Genomic DNA, 24,190 nt, shown 5'->3' on the forward strand with positions numbered 1-24,190 from the left:
AAATTCCAATATATAGGGGTGAACAAACTTGTTCGAGAGTCACAAACTTGGATTAGTATCCGAAGCTTGTTGGGTAAGTAAAGCTGCCTGTGTAAACTGAGCTGTTTAGCCAGAACGCTGCACTTGGTAAACCTTTCATAACTATCACCTTCTAAATCAATGAAAACTAAATAAACACTATTGATTTCTCGGTTCCTTGGAGGCGACAAATCGGACTCATCCTTTGAGCATTTTCTCTTCGCTTTCGAAGTTGGTGTAAATATACCCCAAAGAAATTTAATTACAAGCACAAAAGTGACAAAAGTCACAAAAAGTTCACCAATTGACTTAGATCAAACAAATATTGTAATTTAATTACAGATATATCAATTTATTATTTTTATTTCTTACACCTGATAAGAGTCCGGTAACATAAGCATTGCAGATAAAATCAGTATTCTGTGATAGCAGCGAAACAAATCCTCACTTCTTTCTCTACACCCGAATCTCGGAGAGTGCTATTCTGTGCGTCTACTTAATAGGCCACATCTAGATTAATCATCTGAAATTTGAAATGTTGAAGTCATAAGATCTGGCATTATTCTTTATAAGGAGTCATCCGTGTCTGAATTCCATTCTGAAATCAGCAACTTATCACCTGCTCCACTATGGCAGTTTTTCGATAAGATCTGTTCCATCCCTCACCCTTCTAAACATGAAGAAGCGCTTGCCCAATACATTGTCAATTGGGCGACAGAGCAAGGTCTAGACGTTCGTCGTGATCCAACAGGCAACGTGTTCATTAAAAAACCAGCAACACCGGGCATGGAAAACAAGAAAGGCGTCGTTCTGCAAGCGCACATCGATATGGTGCCGCAGAAGAATGAAGACACCGATCATGACTTCACTAAAGATCCAATCCAACCGTATATCGATGGTGAATGGGTAACAGCGAAAGGGACGACTCTGGGTGCTGACAACGGCATGGGCATGGCATCGTGTCTCGCAGTACTTGCCTCTACAGATATTAAGCACGGTCCAATCGAGGTTCTGCTGACGGTTGATGAAGAAGCAGGCATGACAGGCGCGTTTGGTCTTGAGGCAGGTTGGTTGGAAGGTGAGATCCTTTTGAACACTGACTCAGAGCAAGAAGGCGAAGTCTACATGGGTTGTGCGGGTGGTATCGACGGTGAAATGACTTTCGATATCAAGCGTGAAGCAATCCCTGCAGGTTACGTGACTCGTCAGCTAGTGCTAAAAGGCCTAAAAGGTGGTCACTCAGGTTGTGATATTCATACAGGTCGTGGTAACGCAAATAAATTGGTTGCACGTTTCCTTGCAGGTCACGCCCAAGAGCTTGATCTTCGTCTAGTGGAGTTCCGTGGTGGTAGCCTACGTAATGCGATTCCTCGTGAGGCTTTCGTCACTGTCGCGGTTCCTGCTGAAAACGAAGCAAAACTGGCAGAGCTATTTGAGTTCTACACCAACCTATTAAAAACTGAACTCGGTAAAGTCGAAACCGACATTGTTTCTTTTAATGAAACCATCGACACCGACGCTCAAGTTTTAACCATCGCAGATCAGCAACGCTTCATCGCCGCTCTAAACGCATGCCCAAATGGTGTGATCCGTATGAGCGATGAAATCGAGGGCGTCGTTGAAACTTCTCTGAATGTCGGTGTAATCACCACTGAAGAAGACAAAATTCAAGTTCTCTGCCTTGTGCGTTCTCTTATTGACTCAGGTCGTCAGCAAGTGGAAGGCATGTTGACTTCAGTTGCTGAGTTAGCAGGTGCAAGTATCGAGTTCTCTGGCGCTTACCCTGGCTGGAAACCAGATGCAGATTCTGAAATCATGTCTATCTTCCGTGATATGTACGAAGGCATCTACGGCCACAAGCCAAACATCATGGTAATCCACGCAGGCCTAGAATGTGGTCTATTTAAAGAACCTTACCCGAACATGGATATGGTCTCTTTCGGTCCAACCATCAAGTTCCCTCACTCTCCAGATGAAAAAGTGAAGATTGATACCGTTGCCCTATTCTGGGAGCAAATGGTCGCTCTACTAGAAGCTATTCCAGAAAAAGCGTAAAGCATTTCGCATTACTTCAACTTATCCAAAAAGCCAGCTCAGATTAGCTGGCTTTTTTAATACTTCAGCTTTCCTTTCGATAAATTTTCTTTATCGTGACGGTGAGTTTTTTTCGTTAGTCACACCGAACCTCGGTTGCTAAATTCCCCCTCCTTGAAGCGCCTATGGGTACATTCTTACTCTCTTCAAGCACAAGACTCGGCACAAATTCGACCGGTCATGTTGGGGATGTTCACTTCACCCGAACATCTTAAATACTCTCTAAAAATATGTTACTGCGATGAAAGAAAAACTATTAGTCGGCTGGCGAGAAACTCTTAGCCTGCCAGGTTTAGGTATTAATGAAATTAACGCAAAAATTGATACCGGAGCCAGGACGTCTTGCTTACACGCGTTCAAAGTAGAGAGCTTTAAAAAGGATGAAGCTCTGTGGGTTCGCTTTTGGATCCACCCAAAACAACATGACACGGAATTCGAAACAGTCTGTGAAGCGAAAGTCATTGATGAGCGTATCGTTCGTGATTCAGGTGGCCATGAAGAAGCACGCTACGTGATCGAATCAGAACTGAGTATTGGCGGAAAAAGTTGGCCAATCGAAATTACATTAACTAATCGCGAAAATATGGCTTTTCGCATGTTGTTAGGTCGCACTGCAATGCACGAGCGCATCATTGTCGACCCTGTTGAATCGTTTTTAGTCCCTTTCGAGGAAAGCAAATAATGAAAATTGGTATTCTGTCTCGCAACGCGAACTTATACTCAACAAAGCGTTTAATTGAAGCGGCAGAAAGCCGTGGCCACGAAGTGAAAGTGATTGATGCGCTGCGTTGTTACATGAATATCAACTCAGAGAAGCCAGAAATACACTTCAAAGGTGAAGAGCTATCTGGTTTTGATGCGATTGTTCCTCGAATCGGTGCATCAGTGACTTTCTATGGTACAGCGGTACTTCGCCAATTCGAAATGATGGGTGTATACCCGGTCAATGAGTCGGTCGCCATCACTCGTTCACGTGACAAACTGCGCTCAATGCAACTATTATCGCGTAAAGGCATTGGTATGCCGATCACTGGGTTCGCAAGCAAGCCTGATGACGTCAAAGACCTACTTGAAATGGTCGGCGGTGCACCCGTAGTTATTAAGCTACTCGAAGGCACTCAAGGTATCGGTGTGGTTCTTGCTGAAACTCGTAAAGCTGCGGAAAGCGTAGTTGAAGCATTCATGGGGCTAAAAGCGAACATTATGGTGCAAGAGTACATCAAGGAAGCTGGCGGCGCGGATATTCGCTGTTTCGTGATTGGTGACAAAGTGATTGCTGCGATGAAACGCCAAGGTGCAGAGGGTGAATTCCGCTCGAACCTACACCGTGGTGGTAGTGCATCTTTAATCAAGATCACTCCTGAAGAGCGCCGTACCGCCGTCGCAGCAGCGAAAATAATGGGTCTAAATGTGGCTGGGGTGGATCTATTAAGATCAGACCGTGGCCCATTGGTCATGGAAGTAAACTCATCTCCAGGTCTTGAAGGTATTGAGGCCGCAACTGGTAAAGACATTGCTGGAATGATTGTCGAATTTATTGAGAAGAATGCGGCAAGTAAAAGGACAAAAACTCGTGGCAAAGGCTAAAAAGAATAGCGCATTTGAATTTCTCGGCGAGCTTGTCTCGCCGAGTGAACGTAAGGTCATTGAGCTAGAAGCTGCCAAGCTTTATACCCACTCACCTCTATCAATTCCTGTAGAGATCATCAACGGCCGCTTAGCGGGTCCCGTTTTGATGGTGAATGCAGCGATCCATGGTGACGAACTGAACGGTGTCGAAATCGTTAGACAGCTCATCAACACCATCGACGCAAGCAAGCTAAAAGGGACGGTTATCGCCGTTCCTATTGTTAACGTATTTGGCTTTATCCATAAATCGCGTTATCTACCAGATAGACGTGATTTAAACCGCTGCTTCCCTGGCAGTGAGAAAGGATCGCTTGCATCACGAATGGCGCATACTTTCTTCTCTCAAGTAGCGAAGCGCTGTGATTACATTCTGGATTTGCATACTGGTGCGATCCATCGCACGAACTTGCCTCAGATCCGTGCTGATCTGAGTAACCCTGAAACCCTAAGAATTGCTCAGGCGTTTGCGACGCCAGTTATCGTCGATGCTCCACTTCGAGACGGTTCTCTGCGCAGCGAAGCTGAACGCCTGGGCATTCCTGTACTGACGTACGAAGCGGGCGAAGCACTGCGCTTTGAGCCAATCTGTATCAGTGCAGGTTTCATCGGTGTACAGCGCGTGATGCAAGCCATTGGTATGCTACGCTCAAGCCGTAAAAAGCTGCCTCCTCATGTGATTGCAAAATCCACCAGCTGGTTGCGTGCGGAAAGCGATGGTATCTTGCGTACTGTCGTCACACTGGGTGAGAAGGTAGAGAAGGGCCAAGTATTGGCGTACATCAGCGCCCCTCTTGGTCACAGTGAAATTGAACTCACGGCTCGCAAAGGCGGCATTGTTATCGGTCAACAGACACTTCCTTTGGTAAACGAAGGCGATGCTATCTTCCACTTAGCTTACTTTGAGCAAGATGACGAAGAAGTCGAACAGGTCGTAGAAGAGTTTATTGAAGAAGTGACGGACCTTGATGTTGATCCTTTGACGACGGGTCAAATCAACACTCCAACTCAGTAGACTGAACCGCTAAAAACAAAGAGCCCGCATATGACTATGCGGGCTCTTTGTGTTGGTGAGGTTTAGACAATTAACCAAATGATGCCCAAATAACAGTCGCGACAAGGATCGGGCAGACAAACTTCACGTAAGCTGGCCATAGCTTACCAAACCACCCCTGAGTAAACTCCGGGCACCCTTGCTCTAGCTCTTTAATCTTAGAATGGCGATTCCATACCCAGCCACCAAATAAGCAGAATAGTAAAGCTGCTGCTGGCTGCAGATATTGAGTAGCAACCATCGCCACCAATCCAAATAGCTCCCCAAAGTTGTACACGATGATGACACTCAACAGCGCAATCAAGCCACCAAGTACCCAACTCGTTGACGTACGTTTTGTATTGAAGCGCTCACTGACCAGAGCAACCGGACACTCCAGCATCGAGATAGATGACGTCAAGGCGGCAATGGTTAGTAGCAAGAAGAACACAATGGCAAACAGTTGACCAAGCAAGCCTAAACTGTCAAACATCAGTGGCAGCACTGTGAACACTAAGGTATCAGAGCTGAGTAGCGAACCATCTTCAGCATAAATCTGCACGCCCTTTTGCATCGCAACAAACATCGCAGGCATAACCACCAATCCAGCAATAAATGCAACTGCAGTATCCACGAGCGTAACGTTCATCGCCATCTTCGGTAAGTTCTCTTTCTTACTCAGATAAGAGCCATAAATCAGCATCGAACAACCGCCAATCGTCAGCGAGAAGAACCCTTGCCCCATCGCCGCTAAGATTAACTTGCGGTCCATTACTTTCTCAAAGTCTGGGATCAAGTAGTGCTTTAACCCTTCCATCGCACCGCTTTGCGTCATGATGTAGATAAAAAGCAGACCAAACAGCACAAACAGCGCAGGCATCAGGCGAGTCGACCATTTCTCTATGCCCTGCTTCACCCCGCCTTGAACAATTAAAATCGTCAGAACGTAAAAAGTGATGGTACCGAAAAGGTTACGTTCAACACTGAAACCTTTAAACCAAGCCGTCGCAGCTTCCATGCCCAACACATCCGTGATTGCGCCTAACAGGAAGCAAATCAACCAACCACCAACAATACTGTAAAACGCCAGTACCGCACTTGGGACACTTAAGCCAATCCAGCCTACCGCTGCACCAACACGCTTACCAATAGGGTTCGAGGTCAACGAACGCATGCTATCAACAGGGTTAGCTTGCCCGTGGCGACCAATCGCCATCTCGACCACCAGCATAGGGAAGGCAACAACAAGAATCATCACCAAATAAACAAGCAAGAACGCACCACCGCCATTACTCGCTGCTTGAGTTGGAAATCCCCAAATGTTACCTAGGCCAACCGCAGCACCTGCCGCAGCCAGAATAAAACCAAGACGTGAACCAAAATGTTCACGAGATTGAGAGGTATCTACTTGTGCCATACAACTTCACCTGCACCATTGAACTAGTTGACTAGTACAATAAAAGAAAAATCTACAATCAGCAATGATATTGGAACTTAATTAAAGTCGATGGGATAAAAAACAGTCAGCTTTATCTGTAAAAAAAAGATGACACAGAACTTAACGCTCAGAGAAATGAATCACCACTTGGTTACGTCCTGCATCTTTTGCTTCATAGAGCGCGCGATCCGCCACCAAAAACAGATCTTGTAAGTCACCTAAGGGCTGTAAACCGCAGTCGGCCACGCCAATGGAAGCCGTCAGGTGGGCAGCAATCGGTGAATAGTGGTGACGAATCTTCAGTGTTTCTACTGCAGCTCTGAGCCACTCAGCTTCTTGCCGGTTATTGAGCGGTGAGTCATTGCTCAAGACCACACAAAACTCTTCGCCACCAAAGCGAGCAACAAACTTCGAGCTTTCAGTCGGTGCCTCTTTAAGTGCAGTGGCGACTTGCTGAAGAACATTGTCACCTTCAACGTGTCCATAGTGATCATTGAACGGTTTAAAGAAATCAATATCGATGAGAAGCAAGCTCGTGTGCTTCGGCTGTTTTTCGACTAACGTTTGCCAATGCTGCTGGAGACTGCGCCGATTGCCGACTTTGGTTAACGCGTCATGATGAGCGATCCATTCAAGTTCTTGCTGCTTGCTTTCGAGCTGGCTTATAACTTCATTGACTCGGTAGACAAAATCACGCATTTCATAAGAAATAAACGTATCTTGTTGCGTCAGTTGCGAGGACTCGCCACTCATCAATTGGTCCAACGCGCTACGAGCCCGTTTGATTGGACGAACCATAATGTGCACCACACTCAAGTTAAACGCGAACATAAACACGGCAAAAGCCAACACGGCCGAAAGCTCTCCCCAAGTGATAAACGGGGGCAACTTTACTGAGTGGTGAATTTCAAGAAACACCGTCTCATCATTTCTATAATCATTCTTCTCAATAATGGAGATGTTATCCTGAGCGTGATCCAAAATTGTGTCGTCATCTCGCTTCGTTTTAATATGAACTTGAAGCCCTGTGGCTTGTTGCAACGTACGACTGAAAGTCTCTCCCACAGGTTTGAGTATCATCATGTAGCCTTTGTCGCAGTCGATAGCATCGCTATTACACACTCGCGAGGTCGCTAACAAATGTGGCTGTTCGTTAAGAACGAGAAATCGAACAAACGGCGTAATTCTATCCGTGCGAGATCGTAGGCTCTCTGCTAAGAGCGCACCAAATTTATAGCGAATCTCATCATAGGAAAGTTCTTGCTTGTAGATGTAATCGTACATCCTTCCCCACATCAGGCTCACATCGGCATCAAAAATAAACACACCGTTTATCTGCAATGCCGAAAACGAATGTTCGTTGATGCTATCGACCAGCAAATCGTCGTTGTTACCCTCGATAAAATCGACGACTTCATCCCATGCAGCGTAATCTGAAATGCTTTTGGCTAAATCATTTTTTTGTAGGTGTATGAGGGTCTTAACCCGACGAACTTCCTCATTTTGCCGCTCAATAGCCAGCTCAACCGCGGTATCGTAGGTCCAAAAATATCGGAACGTTAAATAGAAAAGTACAAAGGTCACCGCCATCATGATGGAGGCGATAACCGTAAGTTGTTTGATCGAGAAATTAGATATCTGCACGAAACGCTTGATACACTGCTCCTAAATGAGCGGGGATTAAATACAATCCATACGAGATTGTCTACAAAAAGAGCACCCTATCGGTGCTCTTAAAGTTTAGATGGTAAAGACCTTATAGTCTTTAAGTTGAGGTATTTTTTGATGCAGTTGCTGTTCTTGTTCGGCAATTTCACCAAGCGAATCACAAAAATCCTCGCTTTGCTGTTCAACCTGAGACTGGTGCTCAGCAATTCGATTCGCGATACGCTCTTTCAACTCTGCCATCGAGTTGGCCATTTCTGTCAAGTTGAGACCGCCTTCCGCTTTCATTTTTTCAGACATTGCCCCGAATGCACTCGTAATAAACTCTTGATTAAAAAGGGCCATCGCTTTATCTAAATCATCATTCCAAGTCTTAGCTAGCGAGTCAAAGCTCTCAGCAGGGAGAATCAGATCGCCATTTTGGTAGTAGCGAGCTTCAATGTCAGCGTAGAACTGTTTCATGGATTGTTTAACGCCATCAAAAGCTTCTGGCGCATCAAAACTCTCTGCAACATCATCTACTATATCGTTTGCCAACGCTAAGCCATCTTGCGCAATTTGTTTCGCGCGCGGTAAGTACTCATTGAGGCTCTCACGATAGTTGCTCACCGCCTGTTTTTGTTCCGAGTTCAAGGTGATGGTTTCCCCCTGAATGATCAGGTTGTTCTGCTTATCTAGAACAGCTGCCTCTCCGCTTGCTTGATGAATCTCAAGTTTGTCCCCACTCAAGTGAATTTCGTTCTTGATATCGACTTGGCATTGAGCCGCATAAACGTGGCTAGATAAAAGCAATGGAAGCGTCAGTAATACCTTTTTCATACTCTTCTCACTATGTTGATTCATCGTTACCATAACAAAACTCAATACCTATTTTGTCAGCTTATGGTTTCTATTTCGTAACAAAACGTCGTGGACGACACTTGGTATTCCAACTCATCGCCCACAGACTTCCCCTTCAACGCCAGCCCAAGTGGAGATTGAAAAGTCACCACCAGCACTTCAGTACCATCAAGCTCAACTTTCAAACCACCTGCACAAGGAGCGACAAAAAAATATTGAGTTCGATCGCTCATATCAACGACCGCGGCCAAGCTCCCCAGCACAACGTGTTGTGGCGATTTTGGCAATTCGAGTTCTCGGAACATTCGAATTTCCCGTTCGCACTCCTGTACACGAACCGCTTGACCATGGGCTAGGTACGAGGCCTCGAGCGCCAAAGTATCATATTTATGCTCCGGTACGGTCTCTTCATCAGTTGCTGATTCCACTGCCCTTTGCATCGAACTCTGGGCGACTCGCCACTTTTGCTCAAGTGAATCGAGGATAGTCTGCCTTAGATCCAACTTATTCATACTAAAATCATGTTCCATTACTGCGATTCCTCCTAGAATAGTGTGCATTGCAACGGAAAGATACTGGCAAAGGCGCTATGGAACCTTCAAACCATCAACTGGATATTCAACACACCCTGAATCGCATTTTCGGCTTCGAGTCACTCAGGTTGGGGCAACAGCAAGTGATCGAGCATGTCCTAGAACGTCACTCTTCAGCCGCCATCTTTCCAACAGGGTCAGGAAAATCTCTCTGCTATCAACTGCCCGCGGTGATGTTGCCGCACTTAACCTTGGTTGTGTCTCCCCTTCTTGCGTTAATGAAAGACCAACTCGAGTTTCTCAAAAGCAAGCAGATACCTGCCGCATCCATTGATTCCAGCCAAACAAAAGAGGAATCTCGACAGGTTATGGATGGCGTGAAGCAAGGGCAAATAAAGGTGTTGATGATTTCAGTAGAACGACTTAAAAATGAGCGTTTTCGCCAATTTATCTCGCAGGTTCCCATCTCATTATTGGTGGTTGATGAAGCCCACTGTATCTCTGAATGGGGGCACAACTTTCGCCCTGACTACCTTAAGCTGCCGCTATACCAGAAAGAGCTCAACATTGAGCAAGTGCTACTTTTAACCGCCACGGCAACACAGGCTGTTATTCAAGATATGCAGCAAAAGTTCTCCATCGAACCAAACCATATCGTGACCACTGGATTCTACCGCCCCAACCTCGATATTTCGGTCACACCTTGTGATGATGACCAAAAGCCCGAAACACTGGTCAAGCTGCTTCAATCCAATCCCAAAGCGCCAACCATCGTTTATGTCACTCTACAAAGTGCCGCTGAACAAGTAGCAACACTACTTCGTGATAGTGGTATCAATGCGAATGCCTATCACGCCGGTATGAACAATGACGATCGAGAGCAGATTCAAAGCCACTTTATGAAAGGTGACATAGACTGCATTGTCGCGACGATTGCATTTGGCATGGGCGTCGACAAATCCGACATACGTCGAGTCATCCACTACGACTTACCAAAATCTATTGAAAATTATGCTCAAGAAATCGGTCGAGCAGGCAGAGACGGCAACCTCTCTCATTGTGTTTTACTCGGCAACCAAAATGGCATCAGTACGCTTGAAAACTTTATCTATGGCGACACCCCGGAACCCGATGAAATCCAGAGCGTCATTGAACAAGCACAACAATCGGTCCCTCAATGGGAGATCGTGCTGAGCCGTCTATCTTCTGAATGTAATATCCGCCAACTGCCGTTAAAAACCCTTCTGGTCTATTTGGAAATGGAAGGGGTGATACGTTCTAAATATAGTTATTTTGCCGATTATCGATTTAAATTCTTACTCGACAAGCAACGCATTATTGACCACTTTGATCCTGAACGTCGCCAATTCATTCAAGCGTTGTTTAATTGCTCTCCACAAGCCAGAACTTGGTGCCAGGTAGACTTTGATACGCTGTGGCATCAATTTCAAGGCGATCGCGCCCGCTCTATCGCGGCGCTCGATTATTTTAATGAGAAGGGGTGGATTGAGCTTGAAAGTAAGTTAATGACTGAGGTTTACCATGTCGAAAAAGCGCCAAATATTAGCGCTGTGGTGTCAAAACTAGCAACTCTATTCCATGAAAAAGAGAGCAGCGATATTTCGCGCATTCATCACTTAATCGATTTTTTCCAATCGGATCAGTGCTTAAGCTCAAGGCTAGCACACTATTTTGGAGACAAAGCCGCCCCAACGCAGTGTGGACATTGCAGCGTTTGTCGAGGAGAGATCGCCGTATTGCCCAAATGCTCTCAACCAAACTCTAACAAGCACTTAATTGACGGTTGGCTTACTCAGTTGGAAGAGAAAGCGAGGAGACCACTCACGTCACAGCTGAAAACGAAATTTCTATGTGGAATTGCCACTCCATTTTTTACCAAGATTAAAGCGCGTACGCTCCCTGGATTTGGGCAATATGAGACCACCCCATTTGAAGAGGTCAAACAGTGGGTTGAACAAACTCAGTAAACCAACTAGAAGAAACTTAACTGCTTGGTTTGCAGTTCTGGCTTGAGCATGACACTCAAGCCTAACAGTCGAATTTCTCGACCATTTTGGCGCTTGAGGATATCTCGTAGCAGTTGCTTAAAATGGTCGAGATCGAGCTCTGAATGAATGTGTTCAATCGTGGTTAATTGGAAATCGGCAAACTTCAGCTTGATGCCTTGCTTAATGATGGCTTTATTTGGTGAAGCTTTTATCAGGCGCTTTTCGAGTTCAGGGAACAATCGCTCCTCAATCACACGCCAACATTGATCGTAACTCGAAATGTTTTCAGAAAATGTTCTCTCTACGCCAACCGATTTTCGCTCACGCTCAACAATGACCTCACGATTATCAATACCATGGCTTTTTTTCCACAACGACGCACCCAAGCGCCCAAAGCGAAGCAATAACTCCCTATAATCACTCTCCTTGATGTCCTTGCCCACAAAGTAACCCGCTTGATGCAGTTTCTCCAAACTCACCTTGCCCACACCCGGAATTTTCTCAAGTGGCAACTTATCGACTTCTTCTTGGACTCGATCAGGGGTGATCACATATTGCCCATTGGGCTTATTCATATCCGATGCGACTTTGGCCAGAAACTTCACGGGCGCGATGCCTGCCGATGCCGTCAATTGAAGCTCTTCAAAAATGTCTCGCCGAATAGCCTCTGCGATCAAGGTAGCACTACCGCGACATTGCTGTGAGTGAGTGACATCCAGAAATGCTTCATCCAGAGACAAAGGCTCGATAAGAGAAGTGTAACGAGAAAAAATCTCTCGAATGTGCTGAGATACTTGTTTATAGACTTGCATGCGCCCCGGAACAACCAGCAAGTGAGGGCATAGTTGTAGCGCTCTCGCTGTGGGCATAGCGCTGCGAATACCGAATTTTCTCGCCTCGTAATTGCACGTGCTCAATACCCCCCTCTGCTTTTCATGACCACCAACAGCAAGAGGGCGCCCTCGATAACTGGGGTTGTCGCGCATTTCAACTGCGGCATAAAAGCAATCCATGTCCACATGGATGATTTTTCTGATCGTTTCTTCGCTCATACACCCGCACCAAAAAGACTGTATATAAAAACAGTATAAACCTTTATCCCCCTGTCGCCAATAGCGTGGTGAAAAGCCAATTTTTGTACTGTGCTTATAGAAGTATCAGAATATCCAGTTATTATTAGGAAACAGAATCTAGAGATAGGGAGTCACCGTTTGGGCAACAAAGTATTGGTGGTCGAGGATAGTCGAGCTTACCGAAATTATCTTGTTCAACAGCTGGAGTCGTTAGGTTGTCACGTCATAGGGTGTGAGACTTATCAAGAGACGCAACAAGCGTTAGACACTCATGGTGAGTTCCATTTTGCGGTGCTCGATTATTGCTTGCCCGATGCTCAAGATGGGGAGGTCATCGATCTTGTTCTAGAGCATCAGCAAAAAGTTATTGTTCTTACCGGGACTTTTAACGAGCAAACCCGCGATTATTTTCTTGCAAAGGGCGTTGTTGACTACATCCTTAAAGACAGTATGGCTTCGGTGTCTTACTTACTTCCGTTGGCTAAGCGTCTGATCAACAACGTCAACCATCACGCTTTGGTCGTGGATGACTCTCAAACTGTACGTCGCCACGTCAGCCAACTTCTCGAGCATCAGTACATTCGAACGACCCAAGCCGTAAATGGCAGCGACGCTCTGCACAAGCTAGCGGAAAACAGTGACATCACTTTCATCATTACTGACCATGATATGCCTAGCAAAGATGGTATCACCATGACTCGTGAGATTCGCCAACAGTATGATAAAAACAGTCTTGCGATTCTGGGAGTCTCTGGAAGTGATGACAGTACGATGACGGCTCGATTTCTTAAAGCGGGTGCCAATGATTACCTGAATAAACCGTTTAATCATGAAGAGTTTTACTGCCGCGTTCACCAGTTGCTGGATATGAAAGAAGCCACAGATAATCTCTACCGCATGGCCAACCAAGATGCTTTAACTGGGCTTTGGAATCGTCGTTTCTTATTCAATCAGGTTTGTTCAGGGTGTGAGAAGCGCAGTATCGCAATGTTGGATATTGATCATTTCAAGAAGGTCAATGACACCTATGGTCACGATGGTGGGGATGCCGCGCTCGTCACTGTCGCCAATATCTTAAAAATTTACTTCCCTGACGATGTCGTTGCTCGCTTTGGTGGTGAAGAGTTTTGCATTCAATCATGTTCGGATAATAAAGAGTTCATTGCTCGGCTAGAGCAGATGCGTCAACGACTCCAAAAGACGCCAATCAAGCACAACCAACAAGAAATCAATGTAACCATAAGTATCGGTGTCTGCTCACTTGAAGCCTCGCTGAACGAGCAGATTAAAATCGCCGATGACCGCCTCTACGTCGCGAAGGAAAGAGGGCGTAATCAGATTGTCGCGACCGGTTGACTATGCATTTAGTCCACTATGACATAGAGACAAAAACGCCCAAGTTGAACTTGGGCGTTTTTCGTTAAGCAATGCGATCTTTTTCCCACGCCGCCAGCTTTTCTTGACGGGCTGCTTCACGAGCTTCGCGCTTTTTACGCGCATCACATGGTTCTGGGCAGTTGCAAACTTTTTCGATACCAACTGCACCTAAGCCACCACAGCTCCCTTTTACAACTTTCTTTTGGATAATATAGCCAATTGACATTGCGCCAATCACTGCCATAAACACACCAAAGGTAATTAGAAATGTATTCATACTGACATGCTCACTTAGGTCTTATTTGTTCATGTACGGTTTATAGGCGGATGAAGCTAACTCTTTAAATCCGTCATCAGTTTTCACAATCATAAACACGGCGATATTGTTTTCTTCGGCAACTTTCATGCCTTGCTCTTCACCAAGCACCATCAGCCCTGTTGCTAGGCCATCGGCTGTCATCGATGATTTATCGAGCACCGTAACCGATACCACTTTGTGGTTGATAGGCTTGCCTGTTGCTGGGTTAATAATGTGCGAATAACGAACTCCATCTCGCTCAAAATAGTTGCGGTAATCGCCTGATGTCGCGATGGCCATGTCACCCGGTTCAATGATCTCTTGAATAGCGCGCTCTTCCACTGACGGTTTCTCTATTGCAATTCGCCAAGCGACACCTTCACGGTTTAGCCCTTTGAGACGCATCTCACCACCGACTTCAACCATGTAGTTTTGGATACCTTGAGATTGAATGTAATCTGCGACCACATCCACGCCCCACCCTTTTGCTATCGTAGACAAGTCCACATACAGATTTGGAATCGATTTTTGAAGAGTGTTGCCTACTACAGAAAGGTTCTCTATGCCCGTCATCGCTTTACGCTGCGCGAGCTCTTCATCTGTAGGTACGACCTCTGGACGAGCTTCAGGGCCAAATCCCCATAAGTTCACCAATGGTCCAACTGTCACATCTAATGCACCTTGAGTAAGACCGTTTAAACGTATTGCTTCTTTCACTACCGTCGCGGTTTGCGGCGAAACTTCGAAGGCATCCGCAGATTGACTCTGGTTGAAGCGACTCAGCTCTGAGTCTTTACGATACGTCGACATTTGATCGTTCACTTCTTCCAGTAAACGATCGACTTCTTTTTGTAATACCTCTGGTGAAGGAACGCCATCAGCAGAAATATACTTAATATTGTAAGTCGTACCCATCGTTGGGCCAGTTAGGTGTACCTGTTCAGCCGGCTTTTCACAACCCGCTAAAACCAATAGAGAAGCAAATGCAACAAGCCACTTTTTCACTTGTTAACTCCTATTGTCGTTTATTAAATGGATAGAGGGAATGAGACTGAAGCCAATCAACCTTGCCTCTATCAATTCGGAAAACCGAAAAAGAAATGGCTGACTCAATCGAGCCAGCCATAGATTCAATCACTTAGGTAGATTAACCACCGAAGTCATCCAGTAGGATGTTTTCATCCTCTACACCTAGATCTTTCAGCATGCCGATAACAGCAGCGTTCATCATCGGTGGACCACACATGTAGTACTCACAATCTTCAGGCGCTTCATGGTCCTTCAGGTAGTTTTCGTACAGTACGTTGTGGATGAAGCCTGTGTAACCATCCCAGTTATCTTCTGGCATAGGGTCAGACAGTGCACAGTGCCATACGAAGTTGTCGTTTTCAGCTGCTAGGCCATCGAAATCTTCTACGTAGAACATTTCGCGCTTCGAACGGGCACCGTACCAGAAAGACATCTTACGCTTAGACTTCAGACGCTTAAGTTGGTCGAAGATATGCGAACGCATTGGCGCCATACCCGCACCACCACCAACGAAGACCATCTCGTTGTCTGTGTCTTTCGCGAAGAACTCACCAAATGGACCAGAAATAGTACACTTGTCGCCTTCTTTAAGAGACCAGATAAACGAAGACATGATACCAGGTGGTACATCAGGATTATTAGGCGGCGGCGTAGCGATACGCACGTTTAGCATAATAATGCCTTCTTCTTCAGGGTAGTTAGCCATTGAGTAAGCACGGATAGTCTCTTCACTTACTTTAGACTCGTAACGGAACAGGTTAAACTTGTCCCAATCTTCACGGTACTCTTCAGGTACATCGAAGTCAGCGTACTTAACGTGGTGAGCTGGTGCTTCAATCTGGATGTAACCACCAGCACGGAAAGGTACTGATTCGCCATCTGGAATTTGTAGCTTAAGCTCTTTGATGAATGTCGCTTTGTTATCGTTAGAGATAACTGTACATTCCCACTTCTTAACGCCGAAGATCTCTTCAGGAAGTTCGATGTCCATGTCAGTTTTCATTGCAACCTGACACGCTAGACGCTCACCTTCACGGGCTTCACCTTTAGTAATATGGTCAAGCTCGGTTGGTAGGATGTCACCACCACCTGATTTAACTTTTACGCGACACTGACCACAAGAGCCACCGCCACCACAAGCAGAAGAAACGAATACGCCAGCACCAGCTAGAGCACCCAGAAGCTTACCGCCTGGTTGTGTAACGATAGCAAGCGAGTCGTCACCGTTCACAGAAATTGTAATGTCACCTGTTGGTACAAGCTTAGACTTAGCGAAAAGAATCACTAGTACTAGCGCAAGTACGATCAGAGTAAACATCACTACACCAAGAATAATGTCCATTGACTATTCCTTAATTGTTGCGGTTTACCCGACTTACAGTTGAACACCAGAGAAAGACATAAAGCCTAACGCCATAAGACCTACAGTGATAAACGTGATACCAAGACCACGTAGACCTGGAGGTACGTCAGAGTACTTCATCTTCTCACGGATACCTGCAAGAGCGACGATAGCTAGCATCCAGCCCACACCAGAACCGAAACCGTAAACAACAGATTCAGCAAAGTTGTAGTCACGCTGTACCATGAAAGATACACCACCGAAGATTGCACAGTTTACTGTGATCAGCGGTAGGAAGATGCCTAGTGCGTTGTACAGAGGCGGGAAGAAGCGGTCTAGAACCATTTCTAGAATCTGTACAAGGGCCGCGATTACACCGATAAAGGTGATGAAGTTTAGGAAGCTAAGATCAACACCTTCAACTAAAGCGTTCTCTTTTAGTACTAGGTTGTAAACTAGGTTGTTTACTGGAACAGCGATGGTTAATACAACAACTACCGCTACACCTAGACCAAATGAAGTCTTAACCTTCTTAGATACTGCAAGGAAAGTACACATACCCAAGAAGAAAGACAGAGCCATGTTTTCGATGAAAATCGATTTAACTAATAAGCTAATGTAATGTTCCATGACGTCCTTACTCCTTCGCTTCTACTTGTTCTGGTTTCAGAATACGGATTGCCCAGATTAGGAAGCCGATTAGGAAGAATGCAGACGGTGCTAGTAGCATCAGACCGTTTGGCTGGTACCAACCACCGTTGCTCACTAGAGGAAGTACTTCCATGCCGAACAGTTTGCCTGAGCCAAACAGTTCACGGAAGAAACCAACAGTGATAAGAACGAAACCGTAACCAAGACCGTTACCAATACCGTCGATTAGAGATGGTAGTGGCGCAGACTTCATTGCGAATGCTTCAGCACGACCCATTACGATACAGTTCGTGATGATCAGACCTACGAATACAGATAGCTGCTTAGAGATATCGTATAGGTAAGCTTTTAGCACTTGGTCTACCACGATTACTAGAGATGCGATGATCGCCATCTGAACGATGATACGCACACTGTTAGGAATGTGGTTACGGATTAGAGATACACAGAAGTTAGACAGCGCAGTTACGAAGATAACCGCTAGAGTCATAACGAATGCAGTCTCTAGTTTAGTTGTTACTGCAAGAGCAGAACATACACCAAGAACCTGTAGCGCGATTGGGTTGTTATCCAATACTGGCGCTAAGATGCTCTTTTTAATGTTTTGTGCGCTAGACATTAGTTCAGACCTCCGTCACGAACTTTTGCTAGGAATGGACCAAAGCCCATATCGCCTAACCAGAAATCAAATGTGCCTTGAACACCGTTACCAGTTAGTGTTGCACCAGAAAGACCGTCGATACCATGCTCAGAACCTTGCGGAGCGCCACCTTTCACAATCTTGATTGCAGGCTTGTGGTTTTCATCGAACAGTTTCTTGCCAACCCACTGAGCACGCCATGTTGGGTTCTCAACTTCACCACCAAGTCCAGGAGTTTCACCCTGCTCGTAGTAAGTGATACCAGACACAGTGTTACCGTCAGTTTCAACTGCAACGAAAGCGTACATCATTGACCATAGACCAGTACCGTGTACTGGAAGGATGATCTTTGATACTTCATCGCCTTGTTTCACTAGGTATACAACACCAGTGTTTGCACGACGTAGGATCTTCGCTTTATCTTCTTCAGCCGTTAGCTTGATAGATTCAGCAGGATCTTTAGCAGCTTTACGTTGGTCGTAAGTTGCTGCGTCACCGTCAAGGAAATCACCTGTGTTGAAGTCAACTAGACGCGGTTCAATGTACTGGGCAAATAGCTCAGGTACTTTCTTACCTTCAGCGTCAATGCCAGCAACTTCAACAATCTTAGTTTGCTTATCTAGTACAGCGTTAGCTTTTTGCTTATCGCGTAGACCCACGGCTGCTGTTGAAACGATGATTGAACAAACAAGGCTCAACCCGATAACAACACCCAGCGTCTTTTTAATGCTGTCGTTATTACTTGCCATAGCGTGCTTGTCTCCGCTTGATGTTCTTCTCGATAACTACATGGTCGAACAGAGGTGCAAACAGGTTCGCGAATAGAATCGCCAGCATCATACCTTCTGGATACGCTGGGTTAACTACACGAATCAGTACACACATCACGCCAATTAGCGCGCCATACCACCACTTACCTTTGTTGGTAAATGAAGCGGATACAGGATCTGTTGCCATAAAGAACATACCGAATGCAAAGCCACCAAGAACTAGGTGCCAGTGCCATGGCATGTTGAACATTGGGTTAGTATCAGAGCCGATTACGTTAAACAGCGTTGCTGTTGCAATCATACCGATCATCACACCTGCAATGATGCGCCAAGAAGCGATTCGCATGTAAACGATCATCGCTGCGCCAATCATAAGTGCAAGTGTTGATACTTCACCAATAGAGCCAGGAATGTTACCGATGAATGCGTCCATCCAAGTGATTGGAGCGCCAGTTACTGTATTCACTAGTGCACCGTTACCACCTTGTGCCCATTGGCTAAGCGCCGTTGCACCAGAGAAGCCGTCAGCTGCAGTCCATACTACGTCACCCGAGATTTGCGCTGGGTAAGCGAAGAATAGGAAAGCACGACCAGCAAGTGCTGGGTTAAGGAAGTTACGACCAGTACCACCGAAGATCTCTTTAGCAACCACAACACCGAAGGTAATACCTAGTGCTGCTTGCCATAGAGGTAGCGTTGGTGGAACGATAAGTGCAAACAGGATAGAAGTAACAAAGAAACCTTCGTTAACTTCGTGCTTACGCACCATACAGAACAACACTTCCCAGAAACCACCAACGATAAATACCGTTGCGTAGATAGGTAGGAAGTAAGTCGCACCTAATAGCATTTTACTGCCAATACCGGCTTCTGCACCTAACGTGCCGCCCAGCATTTCGGTTAACCAGTAATGCCAGTTACCTGCAACTACAGCTGCAAGTTGCTCACCAGCATACATGTGGTTAAGCGCTGCGATAGCTTGGCCACCCGCGTTGTACATACCCCAGAACATCGCTGGGAACACCGCGAACCAAACCATGATCATGATACGTTTCAGGTCAACGCTATCACGAACGTGTGAGCTCTTCTTTGTAATTAGACCAGGTGTGTAGAAAACTGTCGCGACAGCTTCGTACAGAGCAAACCATTTTTCATGTTTGCCGCCTGGCTCAAAGTGATGCTCGATGTCTTCAAGAAACTTTTTAAGAGCCATGAAAATTACCCTTCCTTCTCGATTTTATCTAGGCATTCACGAAGTAGTTCACCGTACTCGTACTTACCAGGACAAACAAAGGTACACAATGCTACGTCTTCTTCATCTAGCTCTAGTACACCTAGTGCCGCTGCACTGTCAGTATCGCCAGCACATAGATCGCGAAGGAGCAAAGTAGGTTCCATATCTAGCGGCATTACGCGCTCGTAATTGCCAATTGGAACCATAGAACGATCACTACCATTAGTCGTTGTTGTCATGTTGAACAACTGACCTTTAAAGATGTGACCAAGGAATGAGCGAGTTACCGAGAACTTGTTCTTACCAGGCATTGCCCAGCCAAACAGCTCCTTCTCACGGCCTTCACGCAATACAGAAACCTGTACGTGGTAACGACCAAGGTAAGCGTGAGGACCAGTTGCATGAGTACCAGTTAGTACTGAACCAGAAATCACACGAACTTCACCAGGCATCAACTCGTTGTCCGTAATGTCTTCTAGGCTAGCACCTAGAGTCGTACGAACAAGACGAGGGTTGTTCACTACTGGACCAGCCAGAGAAACAACGCGATCAGTGTAAAGTTCACCAGTTAGGAACAACTGACCAAACGCGATAACGTCTTGGTAGTTGATGCTCCACGCCACATTCTCTGCATTTACTGGGTATAGGAAATGCATGTGGGTGCCAGCAAGACCTGCTGGGTGAGGGCCATCAAATACATGCTCTTCAACGTTAGATTGAGAAGAACGAGGAAGACTTTCGCCTGATTTACATACGTAAACCTTGCCATCAGTCAGAGTTGAAAGCACATCTAAACCGGCAACGAACGCTTCTTGTTGTTCATTGATGATCAACTCAGGCTGGGCCGCTAGTGGATTAGTATCCATAGCAGTTACGAAGATAGCCTGTGTAGAAGACTCAATTGCTGGAACCTTGCTGAACGGACGAGTACGTAAAGCAGTCCAAAGACCTGAATCAACTAACTGAGTTTTCACCGCTTCACGGTCAAGACTTGCTAGTTGGCCAGCTTCAAACTTATCGAACGTTACCTGCTCTTCGCCTGCCACTTCAATCACAACAGATTGAAGGACACGCTTAGCGCCACGGTTAATTTCGATCACTTTACCAGCTGCTGGTGAAGTAAATTTCACCCCAGGATTCTTCTTGTCTTCAAAAAGAACTTGAGCTTTCTTTACTTCATCGCCTACGCGGACATGCATAGTAGGACGCATGCCGACGTACTCTTCGCCAAGCAAGGCGACTTTTTTGATGGTCTTACCATCATTAATCACCTGGGTAGGAGTTCCTGCGATAGGCAGGTCCAAACCCTTCTTTATTGTAATCATACGCACTTGCACTACTTTTATCGGGAAAAAGATTCTTTGATTGCGTAACTTTTAGACACGACACTAGTGTCCGGTTTTGGCATCGTTTCAAACACCAAAATCGCAACATCCTATTAAAAACCTCGCTACAAGAAAACGGCGAGATTTATCAGGTGCGATAGTCTAGCATCTTTTGGGAAGTTGATGCCATGACCAATGCAGGTAATAAGGTGGATATTTCGAAGGATTTGAGTTTAAAAGGCTAAGGAATAGTCATAACTTTGAGCCATCGCACAAACCCCAATATCCACAAACTGAGCAATGTTTCTATCCATTCATATCGTGAAACATTTTGAATTAAAACTAATCGGGCAGTTTATTTGTTTATACATTGTTAACACATGTACGCTGAACAGGCACTAAAAAGGCAGCTCTCGCTGCCCTTCTATCTCTCTACTTTGAACCACCTAAGCACATTGGGCTATCAGGTGCTAAACCGTTCTGCTCTTTCCATTCAGAGCTTGTGTAAGTGTGAATCGAAAGAGCATGGATATGATTAGCTAACTCATCTGCGAGCACTTGGTTGACAAGTCGATGACGGCCGATCAATCGAACGCCTTCAAATTTCTCACTCACGATGATCACTTTGAAGTGACTTTCTGAACCTGGAGCAACATTGTGCATGTAGCTTTCATTAATAACTTTAAGGTACTCAGGCTCAAATTCTGTATGCAGTTTGGTTTCAATCACTTCTTGCAGCATTGTGTGTCACCATTTAATTATGAACAGTGTTAAAGAACAGATAATAATCGTACTCACCGTAAAGCAAAAGGTTTTAGTTTCCTGTTTGCCTAGCATCTGCGACAATTTGACCACTGTTTATTAGCTAATTACTCAATTATGAAAACTGAGCTTACGTTACATCAGCGCACCCTTTCTCTCCATCGATTCCCTAAACGAAACAACGAACCCCTTCAAGCATGGGATGCTGGCGACGAATATCTCATCAATCATGTTGAAGAATTAGCTCTTGCTCATGGCAAGAATGTATTGATTCTTAATGATCATTTTGGCGCATTAAGTTGTTGGTTCTCACAAAGACATCAGGTGACGATGATGAGTGACTCATTCATTTCTCATCAAGCAACGTTGGCCAATCTAGAACAAAATCAATGCAACCCAATCACGATGGCCTCAACGTTTGATCCGATTCCTAAAGATGTCGATCTTGTTTTGATGCAATTGCCAAAAAGCAATCGTCATCTCATCTGGCTGTTAACGCAATTAAGGCTCGCTCTACCCGCCGATGTGCCCGTTATTGCGGTTAACAAAGCCAAAGAGATCCATACCTCGACGCTAAAACTGTTCGAGAAATATTTGGGGGCGACGACAACTTCCCTCGCTTGGAAAAAACATCGCTTAGTCTTTGCCAACGCCAATTCACCAAAGGCTTTGGATGTTGAGCCATTTACCTCGTGGCAAGTCGAGGAACACGATATTCAGCTTGATAACTTACCAAACGTTTATTCCGGAGAGAGTCTCGATCTCGGCGCCCGTTTTATGTTGCCTAATCTACCGACAGGACTTGGCAACAAGCGAGTGATTGATCTCGGCTGTGGCAATGGGGTGTTGTCCGTGAAGCTTGCGCAGCTCAATCCTGACATCACGCTGACCTGTGTTGACGAAAGCTTTATGGCGACACACTCGGCGCAGCGTAATCTAGATAAGAATGTTCCAAACGGCACAAATGCCAAATGTCTAACCAACAACTGTTTAGATGGATTTGAAGCCCACAGCGCCGATCTTGTCGTTTGCAACCCACCTTTTCATCAACAACAAGCCATTACCGATCATATCGCTTGGCAAATGTTCTGTGATGCAAAGCATGTTCTCAGTACTGGTGGGCAATTATTAGTTATCGGTAACCGTCACCTCGGCTACGATGGAAAGTTAGCAAGGCTGTTTGGTAAGTCGAACGTTAAGCAAGTTGCGGCAAACAAGAAATTTGTTATTTTACAAGCAACTAAATAGTTCACTATCCTAACTCTAGGATTATAGAGTTTCGAATAAAGGAAATTACAATGAGAAAACTGGTTTTAGCCGCATCAATGGCACTTCTCACTGCGTGCGCAGCTCCTCAACAAGAACAAATCAACTTTATGCCAAAAGCGGTATTGAGTAATGGTGATCTCGTTCAAGATGCGACATTTAGCTTGACCAGCAAGGATGTTCGCTCAGCACAATATGTCGCACTCGTTGACAGTGGCCGTTCTAACATTGAACCGATTCATTCAAAGCAGAACGTACGTATTTCGATCGAAAATGCCCTACTCGAACAGTTCCAGTCACAAGGGTTTAGAAACACAGTAACCAGCGAAAACAGCATTCAAATTGAAGTGCAAGAAGCGTTGGTTTCCGTAAAACACACCATCATGGAAAACGAAATGGATGGTAAAGTGGTGATCGAAATTACCGCAGAAAACCCACAAGGCAAATTAGTTAAGACATACACGGGGACTGCGAAGCGTACTGGCGCGTTGAGTGCGTCTAACGAAGATATCGAAGTCGTTCTTTCAGATGTCGTCAACCTAGTGTTACAAGAAGTGGCGAATGATCGTGAGCTGCAAAACTACATGCAGGAGCGTTTCTAATGGGAAAATTTGCGATAGCCTCTTTAGCGCTTTTTACCAGCTTGGTGTTTGCTGGCCCTAAAGTCGAATTTGGTACCACAATGGGATCGTTTACCATTGAACTGAACGAAGAACGTGCGCCGATTACAGTAAAGAACTTTATTCGTTACGTTGAAGATGGCAGCTATGTCGGTACTCAATTCCACCGCGTTATCCCAGGCTTTATGGCTCAAGGTGGTGGTTTTGATAAAGAGATGAACATGGTGCCAACGTACGCACCAATTAAAAACGAAGCGTCAAACGGTTTGAAGAACCAAGCGGCTACCGTTGCAATGGCTCGTACCAACGATCCAAATTCGGCCACTCGCCAATTCTTCATTAATTTCGTCGACAACAACTTCCTCGACTATGATCAACGCCCACCGGGTTACGCCGTATTTGGTAAAGTCACTGACGGGTTCAATATCATTCAAGACATGAGCCAAAAACGCACTCATTCGGTTGGACGTTATCGTGATGTACCTGTTGAACCTATCATCATCACCAGCGCAACTCTCATTCGTTAAGCTCTCACAAAAGATAGGCT

23 protein-coding genes are annotated in these 24,190 nt (G+C 45.5%); 9 read left to right on the forward strand and 14 right to left on the reverse strand.

The features are described 5' to 3' along the window. The first annotated feature begins 600 nt into the window (after positions 1–600). The 4 genes from U9J37_RS08145 to U9J37_RS08160 all read left to right on the forward strand — a co-directional run bounded on the left by U9J37_RS08145 (position 601) and on the right by U9J37_RS08160 (position 4,753). Entirely contained in the window at positions 601–2,073 is a 1,473-nt protein-coding gene (locus U9J37_RS08145) for an aminoacyl-histidine dipeptidase (RefSeq protein WP_005473505.1), read from the forward strand. Between the two features lie 280 nt (positions 2,074–2,353). Then, positions 2,354–2,794 (forward strand): ATP-dependent zinc protease family protein, encoded by a 441-nt coding sequence (locus U9J37_RS08150; RefSeq protein ID WP_005473502.1) that lies wholly within the window; start codon positions 2,354–2,356, stop codon positions 2,792–2,794. After that, complete coding sequence (gene rimK, locus U9J37_RS08155) at positions 2,794–3,699, forward strand: 30S ribosomal protein S6--L-glutamate ligase (protein ID WP_005473485.1); 906 nt, start codon at positions 2,794–2,796, stop codon at positions 3,697–3,699. Before U9J37_RS08150 ends, rimK begins: the two co-directional genes overlap by 1 nt. After that, positions 3,659–4,753, forward strand: a complete 1,095-nt coding sequence (locus U9J37_RS08160) for a succinylglutamate desuccinylase/aspartoacylase family protein (protein WP_005473464.1) — start codon at positions 3,659–3,661, stop codon at positions 4,751–4,753. Before rimK ends, U9J37_RS08160 begins: the two co-directional genes overlap by 41 nt. Before the next feature lie 70 nt (positions 4,754–4,823). On the opposite strand, the gene U9J37_RS08165 is transcribed toward U9J37_RS08160, so the two are convergent. The 4 genes from U9J37_RS08165 to U9J37_RS08180 form a co-directional block, all read right to left on the reverse strand. Further along, a complete protein-coding gene (locus U9J37_RS08165) occupies positions 4,824–6,188 on the reverse strand; it encodes a sodium-dependent transporter (RefSeq protein ID WP_005473500.1) in 1,365 nt (454 codons plus the stop codon). A 141-nt stretch (positions 6,189–6,329) separates the two neighbouring features. After that, positions 6,330–7,853, reverse strand: a complete 1,524-nt coding sequence (locus U9J37_RS08170) for a sensor domain-containing diguanylate cyclase (protein ID WP_043887140.1) — start codon at positions 7,851–7,853, stop codon at positions 6,330–6,332. Between the two features lie 96 nt (positions 7,854–7,949). After that, positions 7,950–8,693, reverse strand: coding sequence for a YggN family protein (locus U9J37_RS08175; RefSeq protein ID WP_038139752.1), 744 nt, complete (start codon positions 8,691–8,693; stop codon positions 7,950–7,952). Between the two features lie 56 nt (positions 8,694–8,749). Continuing rightward, entirely contained in the window at positions 8,750–9,226 is a 477-nt protein-coding gene (locus tag U9J37_RS08180; RefSeq protein ID WP_043887145.1) for a GreA/GreB family elongation factor, read from the reverse strand. A 77-nt stretch (positions 9,227–9,303) separates the two neighbouring features. On the opposite strand from U9J37_RS08180, the gene U9J37_RS08185 reads away from it, so the two are divergent. After that, entirely contained in the window at positions 9,304–11,235 is a 1,932-nt protein-coding gene (locus tag U9J37_RS08185) for a RecQ family ATP-dependent DNA helicase (RefSeq protein ID WP_005473503.1), read from the forward strand. Positions 11,236–11,240: 5 nt separating this feature from the next. Here the strand turns inward: U9J37_RS08185 and dinB are convergent, their stop codons facing one another. Beyond that, on the reverse strand, positions 11,241–12,308 hold the full coding sequence (dinB, locus tag U9J37_RS08190; protein WP_005473465.1) for a DNA polymerase IV: 1,068 nt from the start codon (positions 12,306–12,308) through the stop codon (positions 11,241–11,243). Positions 12,309–12,467: 159 nt separating this feature from the next. On the opposite strand from dinB, the gene U9J37_RS08195 reads away from it, so the two are divergent. Next, positions 12,468–13,685 carry a GGDEF domain-containing response regulator gene (locus tag U9J37_RS08195; protein ID WP_005473504.1) on the forward strand — a complete coding sequence of 406 codons (1,218 nt, stop codon included), beginning with the start codon at positions 12,468–12,470 and terminating at the stop codon, positions 13,683–13,685. A gap of 64 nt (positions 13,686–13,749) precedes the next feature. Here U9J37_RS08195 and nqrM read toward each other — a convergent pair whose 3' ends face one another. From nqrM to U9J37_RS08240, 9 genes are all read right to left on the reverse strand, one after another. Beyond that, the gene (gene nqrM / locus U9J37_RS08200) at positions 13,750–13,983 is read right to left on the reverse strand and encodes a (Na+)-NQR maturation NqrM (RefSeq protein WP_005473545.1); all 234 of its coding nucleotides are present in this window, start codon (positions 13,981–13,983) and stop codon (positions 13,750–13,752) included. Between the two features lie 21 nt (positions 13,984–14,004). Next, a complete protein-coding gene (locus U9J37_RS08205; protein WP_005473575.1) occupies positions 14,005–15,009 on the reverse strand; it encodes an FAD:protein FMN transferase in 1,005 nt (334 codons plus the stop codon). A 142-nt stretch (positions 15,010–15,151) separates the two neighbouring features. After that, positions 15,152–16,375: an NADH:ubiquinone reductase (Na(+)-transporting) subunit F gene (nqrF, locus tag U9J37_RS08210; protein ID WP_005473488.1), complete on the reverse strand. Its 1,224-nt coding sequence runs from the start codon at positions 16,373–16,375 to the stop codon at positions 15,152–15,154. Between the two features lie 33 nt (positions 16,376–16,408). Continuing rightward, positions 16,409–17,005 (reverse strand): NADH:ubiquinone reductase (Na(+)-transporting) subunit E, encoded by a 597-nt coding sequence (gene nqrE / locus U9J37_RS08215; RefSeq protein ID WP_005436652.1) that lies wholly within the window; start codon positions 17,003–17,005, stop codon positions 16,409–16,411. Positions 17,006–17,012: 7 nt separating this feature from the next. Continuing rightward, on the reverse strand, positions 17,013–17,645 hold the full coding sequence (locus U9J37_RS08220) for an NADH:ubiquinone reductase (Na(+)-transporting) subunit D (protein ID WP_005473461.1): 633 nt from the start codon (positions 17,643–17,645) through the stop codon (positions 17,013–17,015). Next, positions 17,645–18,415: a Na(+)-translocating NADH-quinone reductase subunit C gene (locus tag U9J37_RS08225; protein ID WP_005473481.1), complete on the reverse strand. Its 771-nt coding sequence runs from the start codon at positions 18,413–18,415 to the stop codon at positions 17,645–17,647. The genes U9J37_RS08220 and U9J37_RS08225 overlap by 1 nt, the downstream gene beginning before the upstream one ends. After that, positions 18,405–19,649 carry an NADH:ubiquinone reductase (Na(+)-transporting) subunit B gene (locus tag U9J37_RS08230; protein ID WP_005473496.1) on the reverse strand — a complete coding sequence of 415 codons (1,245 nt, stop codon included), beginning with the start codon at positions 19,647–19,649 and terminating at the stop codon, positions 18,405–18,407. Before U9J37_RS08230 ends, U9J37_RS08225 begins: the two co-directional genes overlap by 11 nt. A gap of 5 nt (positions 19,650–19,654) precedes the next feature. After that, complete coding sequence (locus U9J37_RS08235) at positions 19,655–20,995, reverse strand: Na(+)-translocating NADH-quinone reductase subunit A (protein ID WP_038190760.1); 1,341 nt, start codon at positions 20,993–20,995, stop codon at positions 19,655–19,657. Between the two features lie 432 nt (positions 20,996–21,427). After that, positions 21,428–21,736 (reverse strand): BolA family protein, encoded by a 309-nt coding sequence (locus U9J37_RS08240; RefSeq protein ID WP_005473588.1) that lies wholly within the window; start codon positions 21,734–21,736, stop codon positions 21,428–21,430. Positions 21,737–21,874: 138 nt separating this feature from the next. On the opposite strand from U9J37_RS08240, the gene U9J37_RS08245 reads away from it, so the two are divergent. Genes U9J37_RS08245 through U9J37_RS08255 form a run of 3 tightly spaced genes read left to right on the forward strand, consistent with a single transcriptional unit; the run spans position 21,875 to position 24,170 of the window. Next, positions 21,875–23,005, forward strand: coding sequence for a methyltransferase (locus tag U9J37_RS08245; RefSeq protein ID WP_005473543.1), 1,131 nt, complete (start codon positions 21,875–21,877; stop codon positions 23,003–23,005). Between the two features lie 50 nt (positions 23,006–23,055). Further along, positions 23,056–23,625: a YajG family lipoprotein gene (locus U9J37_RS08250; protein ID WP_005473590.1), complete on the forward strand. Its 570-nt coding sequence runs from the start codon at positions 23,056–23,058 to the stop codon at positions 23,623–23,625. Next, positions 23,625–24,170: a peptidylprolyl isomerase gene (locus tag U9J37_RS08255; RefSeq protein ID WP_005473479.1), complete on the forward strand. Its 546-nt coding sequence runs from the start codon at positions 23,625–23,627 to the stop codon at positions 24,168–24,170. The genes U9J37_RS08250 and U9J37_RS08255 overlap by 1 nt, the downstream gene beginning before the upstream one ends. The last annotated feature ends 20 nt before the right edge of the window (positions 24,171–24,190 follow it).

The organism is Vibrio sp. 16, from assembly GCF_963681195.1.
Classification (GTDB): domain Bacteria; phylum Pseudomonadota; class Gammaproteobacteria; order Enterobacterales; family Vibrionaceae; genus Vibrio; species Vibrio sinaloensis_D.

What these genes read in the sequence shown, in the direction of transcription:
- U9J37_RS08150 (WP_005473502.1), top strand. Translation starts at nt 2,354, where the DNA reads ATGAAAGAAAAACTATTAGTCGGCTGGCGAGAAACTCTTAGCCTGCCA.
- rimK (WP_005473485.1), top strand. Translation starts at nt 2,794, where the DNA reads ATGAAAATTGGTATTCTGTCTCGCAACGCGAACTTATACTCAACAAAG.
- U9J37_RS08160 (WP_005473464.1), top strand. Translation starts at nt 3,659, where the DNA reads ATGCGGCAAGTAAAAGGACAAAAACTCGTGGCAAAGGCTAAAAAGAAT.
- U9J37_RS08165 (WP_005473500.1), bottom strand. Translation starts at nt 6,188, where the DNA reads ATGGCACAAGTAGATACCTCTCAATCTCGTGAACATTTTGGTTCACGT.
- U9J37_RS08175 (WP_038139752.1), bottom strand. Translation starts at nt 8,693, where the DNA reads ATGAAAAAGGTATTACTGACGCTTCCATTGCTTTTATCTAGCCACGTT.
- U9J37_RS08180 (WP_043887145.1), bottom strand. Translation starts at nt 9,226, where the DNA reads ATGAATAAGTTGGATCTAAGGCAGACTATCCTCGATTCACTTGAGCAA.
- U9J37_RS08185 (WP_005473503.1), top strand. Translation starts at nt 9,304, where the DNA reads ATGGAACCTTCAAACCATCAACTGGATATTCAACACACCCTGAATCGC.
- dinB (WP_005473465.1), bottom strand. Translation starts at nt 12,308, where the DNA reads ATGAGCGAAGAAACGATCAGAAAAATCATCCATGTGGACATGGATTGC.
- nqrM (WP_005473545.1), bottom strand. Translation starts at nt 13,983, where the DNA reads ATGAATACATTTCTAATTACCTTTGGTGTGTTTATGGCAGTGATTGGC.
- nqrF (WP_005473488.1), bottom strand. Translation starts at nt 16,375, where the DNA reads ATGGACATTATTCTTGGTGTAGTGATGTTTACTCTGATCGTACTTGCG.
- nqrE (WP_005436652.1), bottom strand. Translation starts at nt 17,005, where the DNA reads ATGGAACATTACATTAGCTTATTAGTTAAATCGATTTTCATCGAAAAC.
- U9J37_RS08220 (WP_005473461.1), bottom strand. Translation starts at nt 17,645, where the DNA reads ATGTCTAGCGCACAAAACATTAAAAAGAGCATCTTAGCGCCAGTATTG.
- U9J37_RS08225 (WP_005473481.1), bottom strand. Translation starts at nt 18,415, where the DNA reads ATGGCAAGTAATAACGACAGCATTAAAAAGACGCTGGGTGTTGTTATC.
- U9J37_RS08230 (WP_005473496.1), bottom strand. Translation starts at nt 19,649, where the DNA reads ATGGCTCTTAAAAAGTTTCTTGAAGACATCGAGCATCACTTTGAGCCA.
- U9J37_RS08235 (WP_038190760.1), bottom strand. Translation starts at nt 20,995, where the DNA reads ATGATTACAATAAAGAAGGGTTTGGACCTGCCTATCGCAGGAACTCCT.
- U9J37_RS08240 (WP_005473588.1), bottom strand. Translation starts at nt 21,736, where the DNA reads ATGCTGCAAGAAGTGATTGAAACCAAACTGCATACAGAATTTGAGCCT.
- U9J37_RS08245 (WP_005473543.1), top strand. Translation starts at nt 21,875, where the DNA reads ATGAAAACTGAGCTTACGTTACATCAGCGCACCCTTTCTCTCCATCGA.
- U9J37_RS08250 (WP_005473590.1), top strand. Translation starts at nt 23,056, where the DNA reads ATGAGAAAACTGGTTTTAGCCGCATCAATGGCACTTCTCACTGCGTGC.
- U9J37_RS08255 (WP_005473479.1), top strand. Translation starts at nt 23,625, where the DNA reads ATGGGAAAATTTGCGATAGCCTCTTTAGCGCTTTTTACCAGCTTGGTG.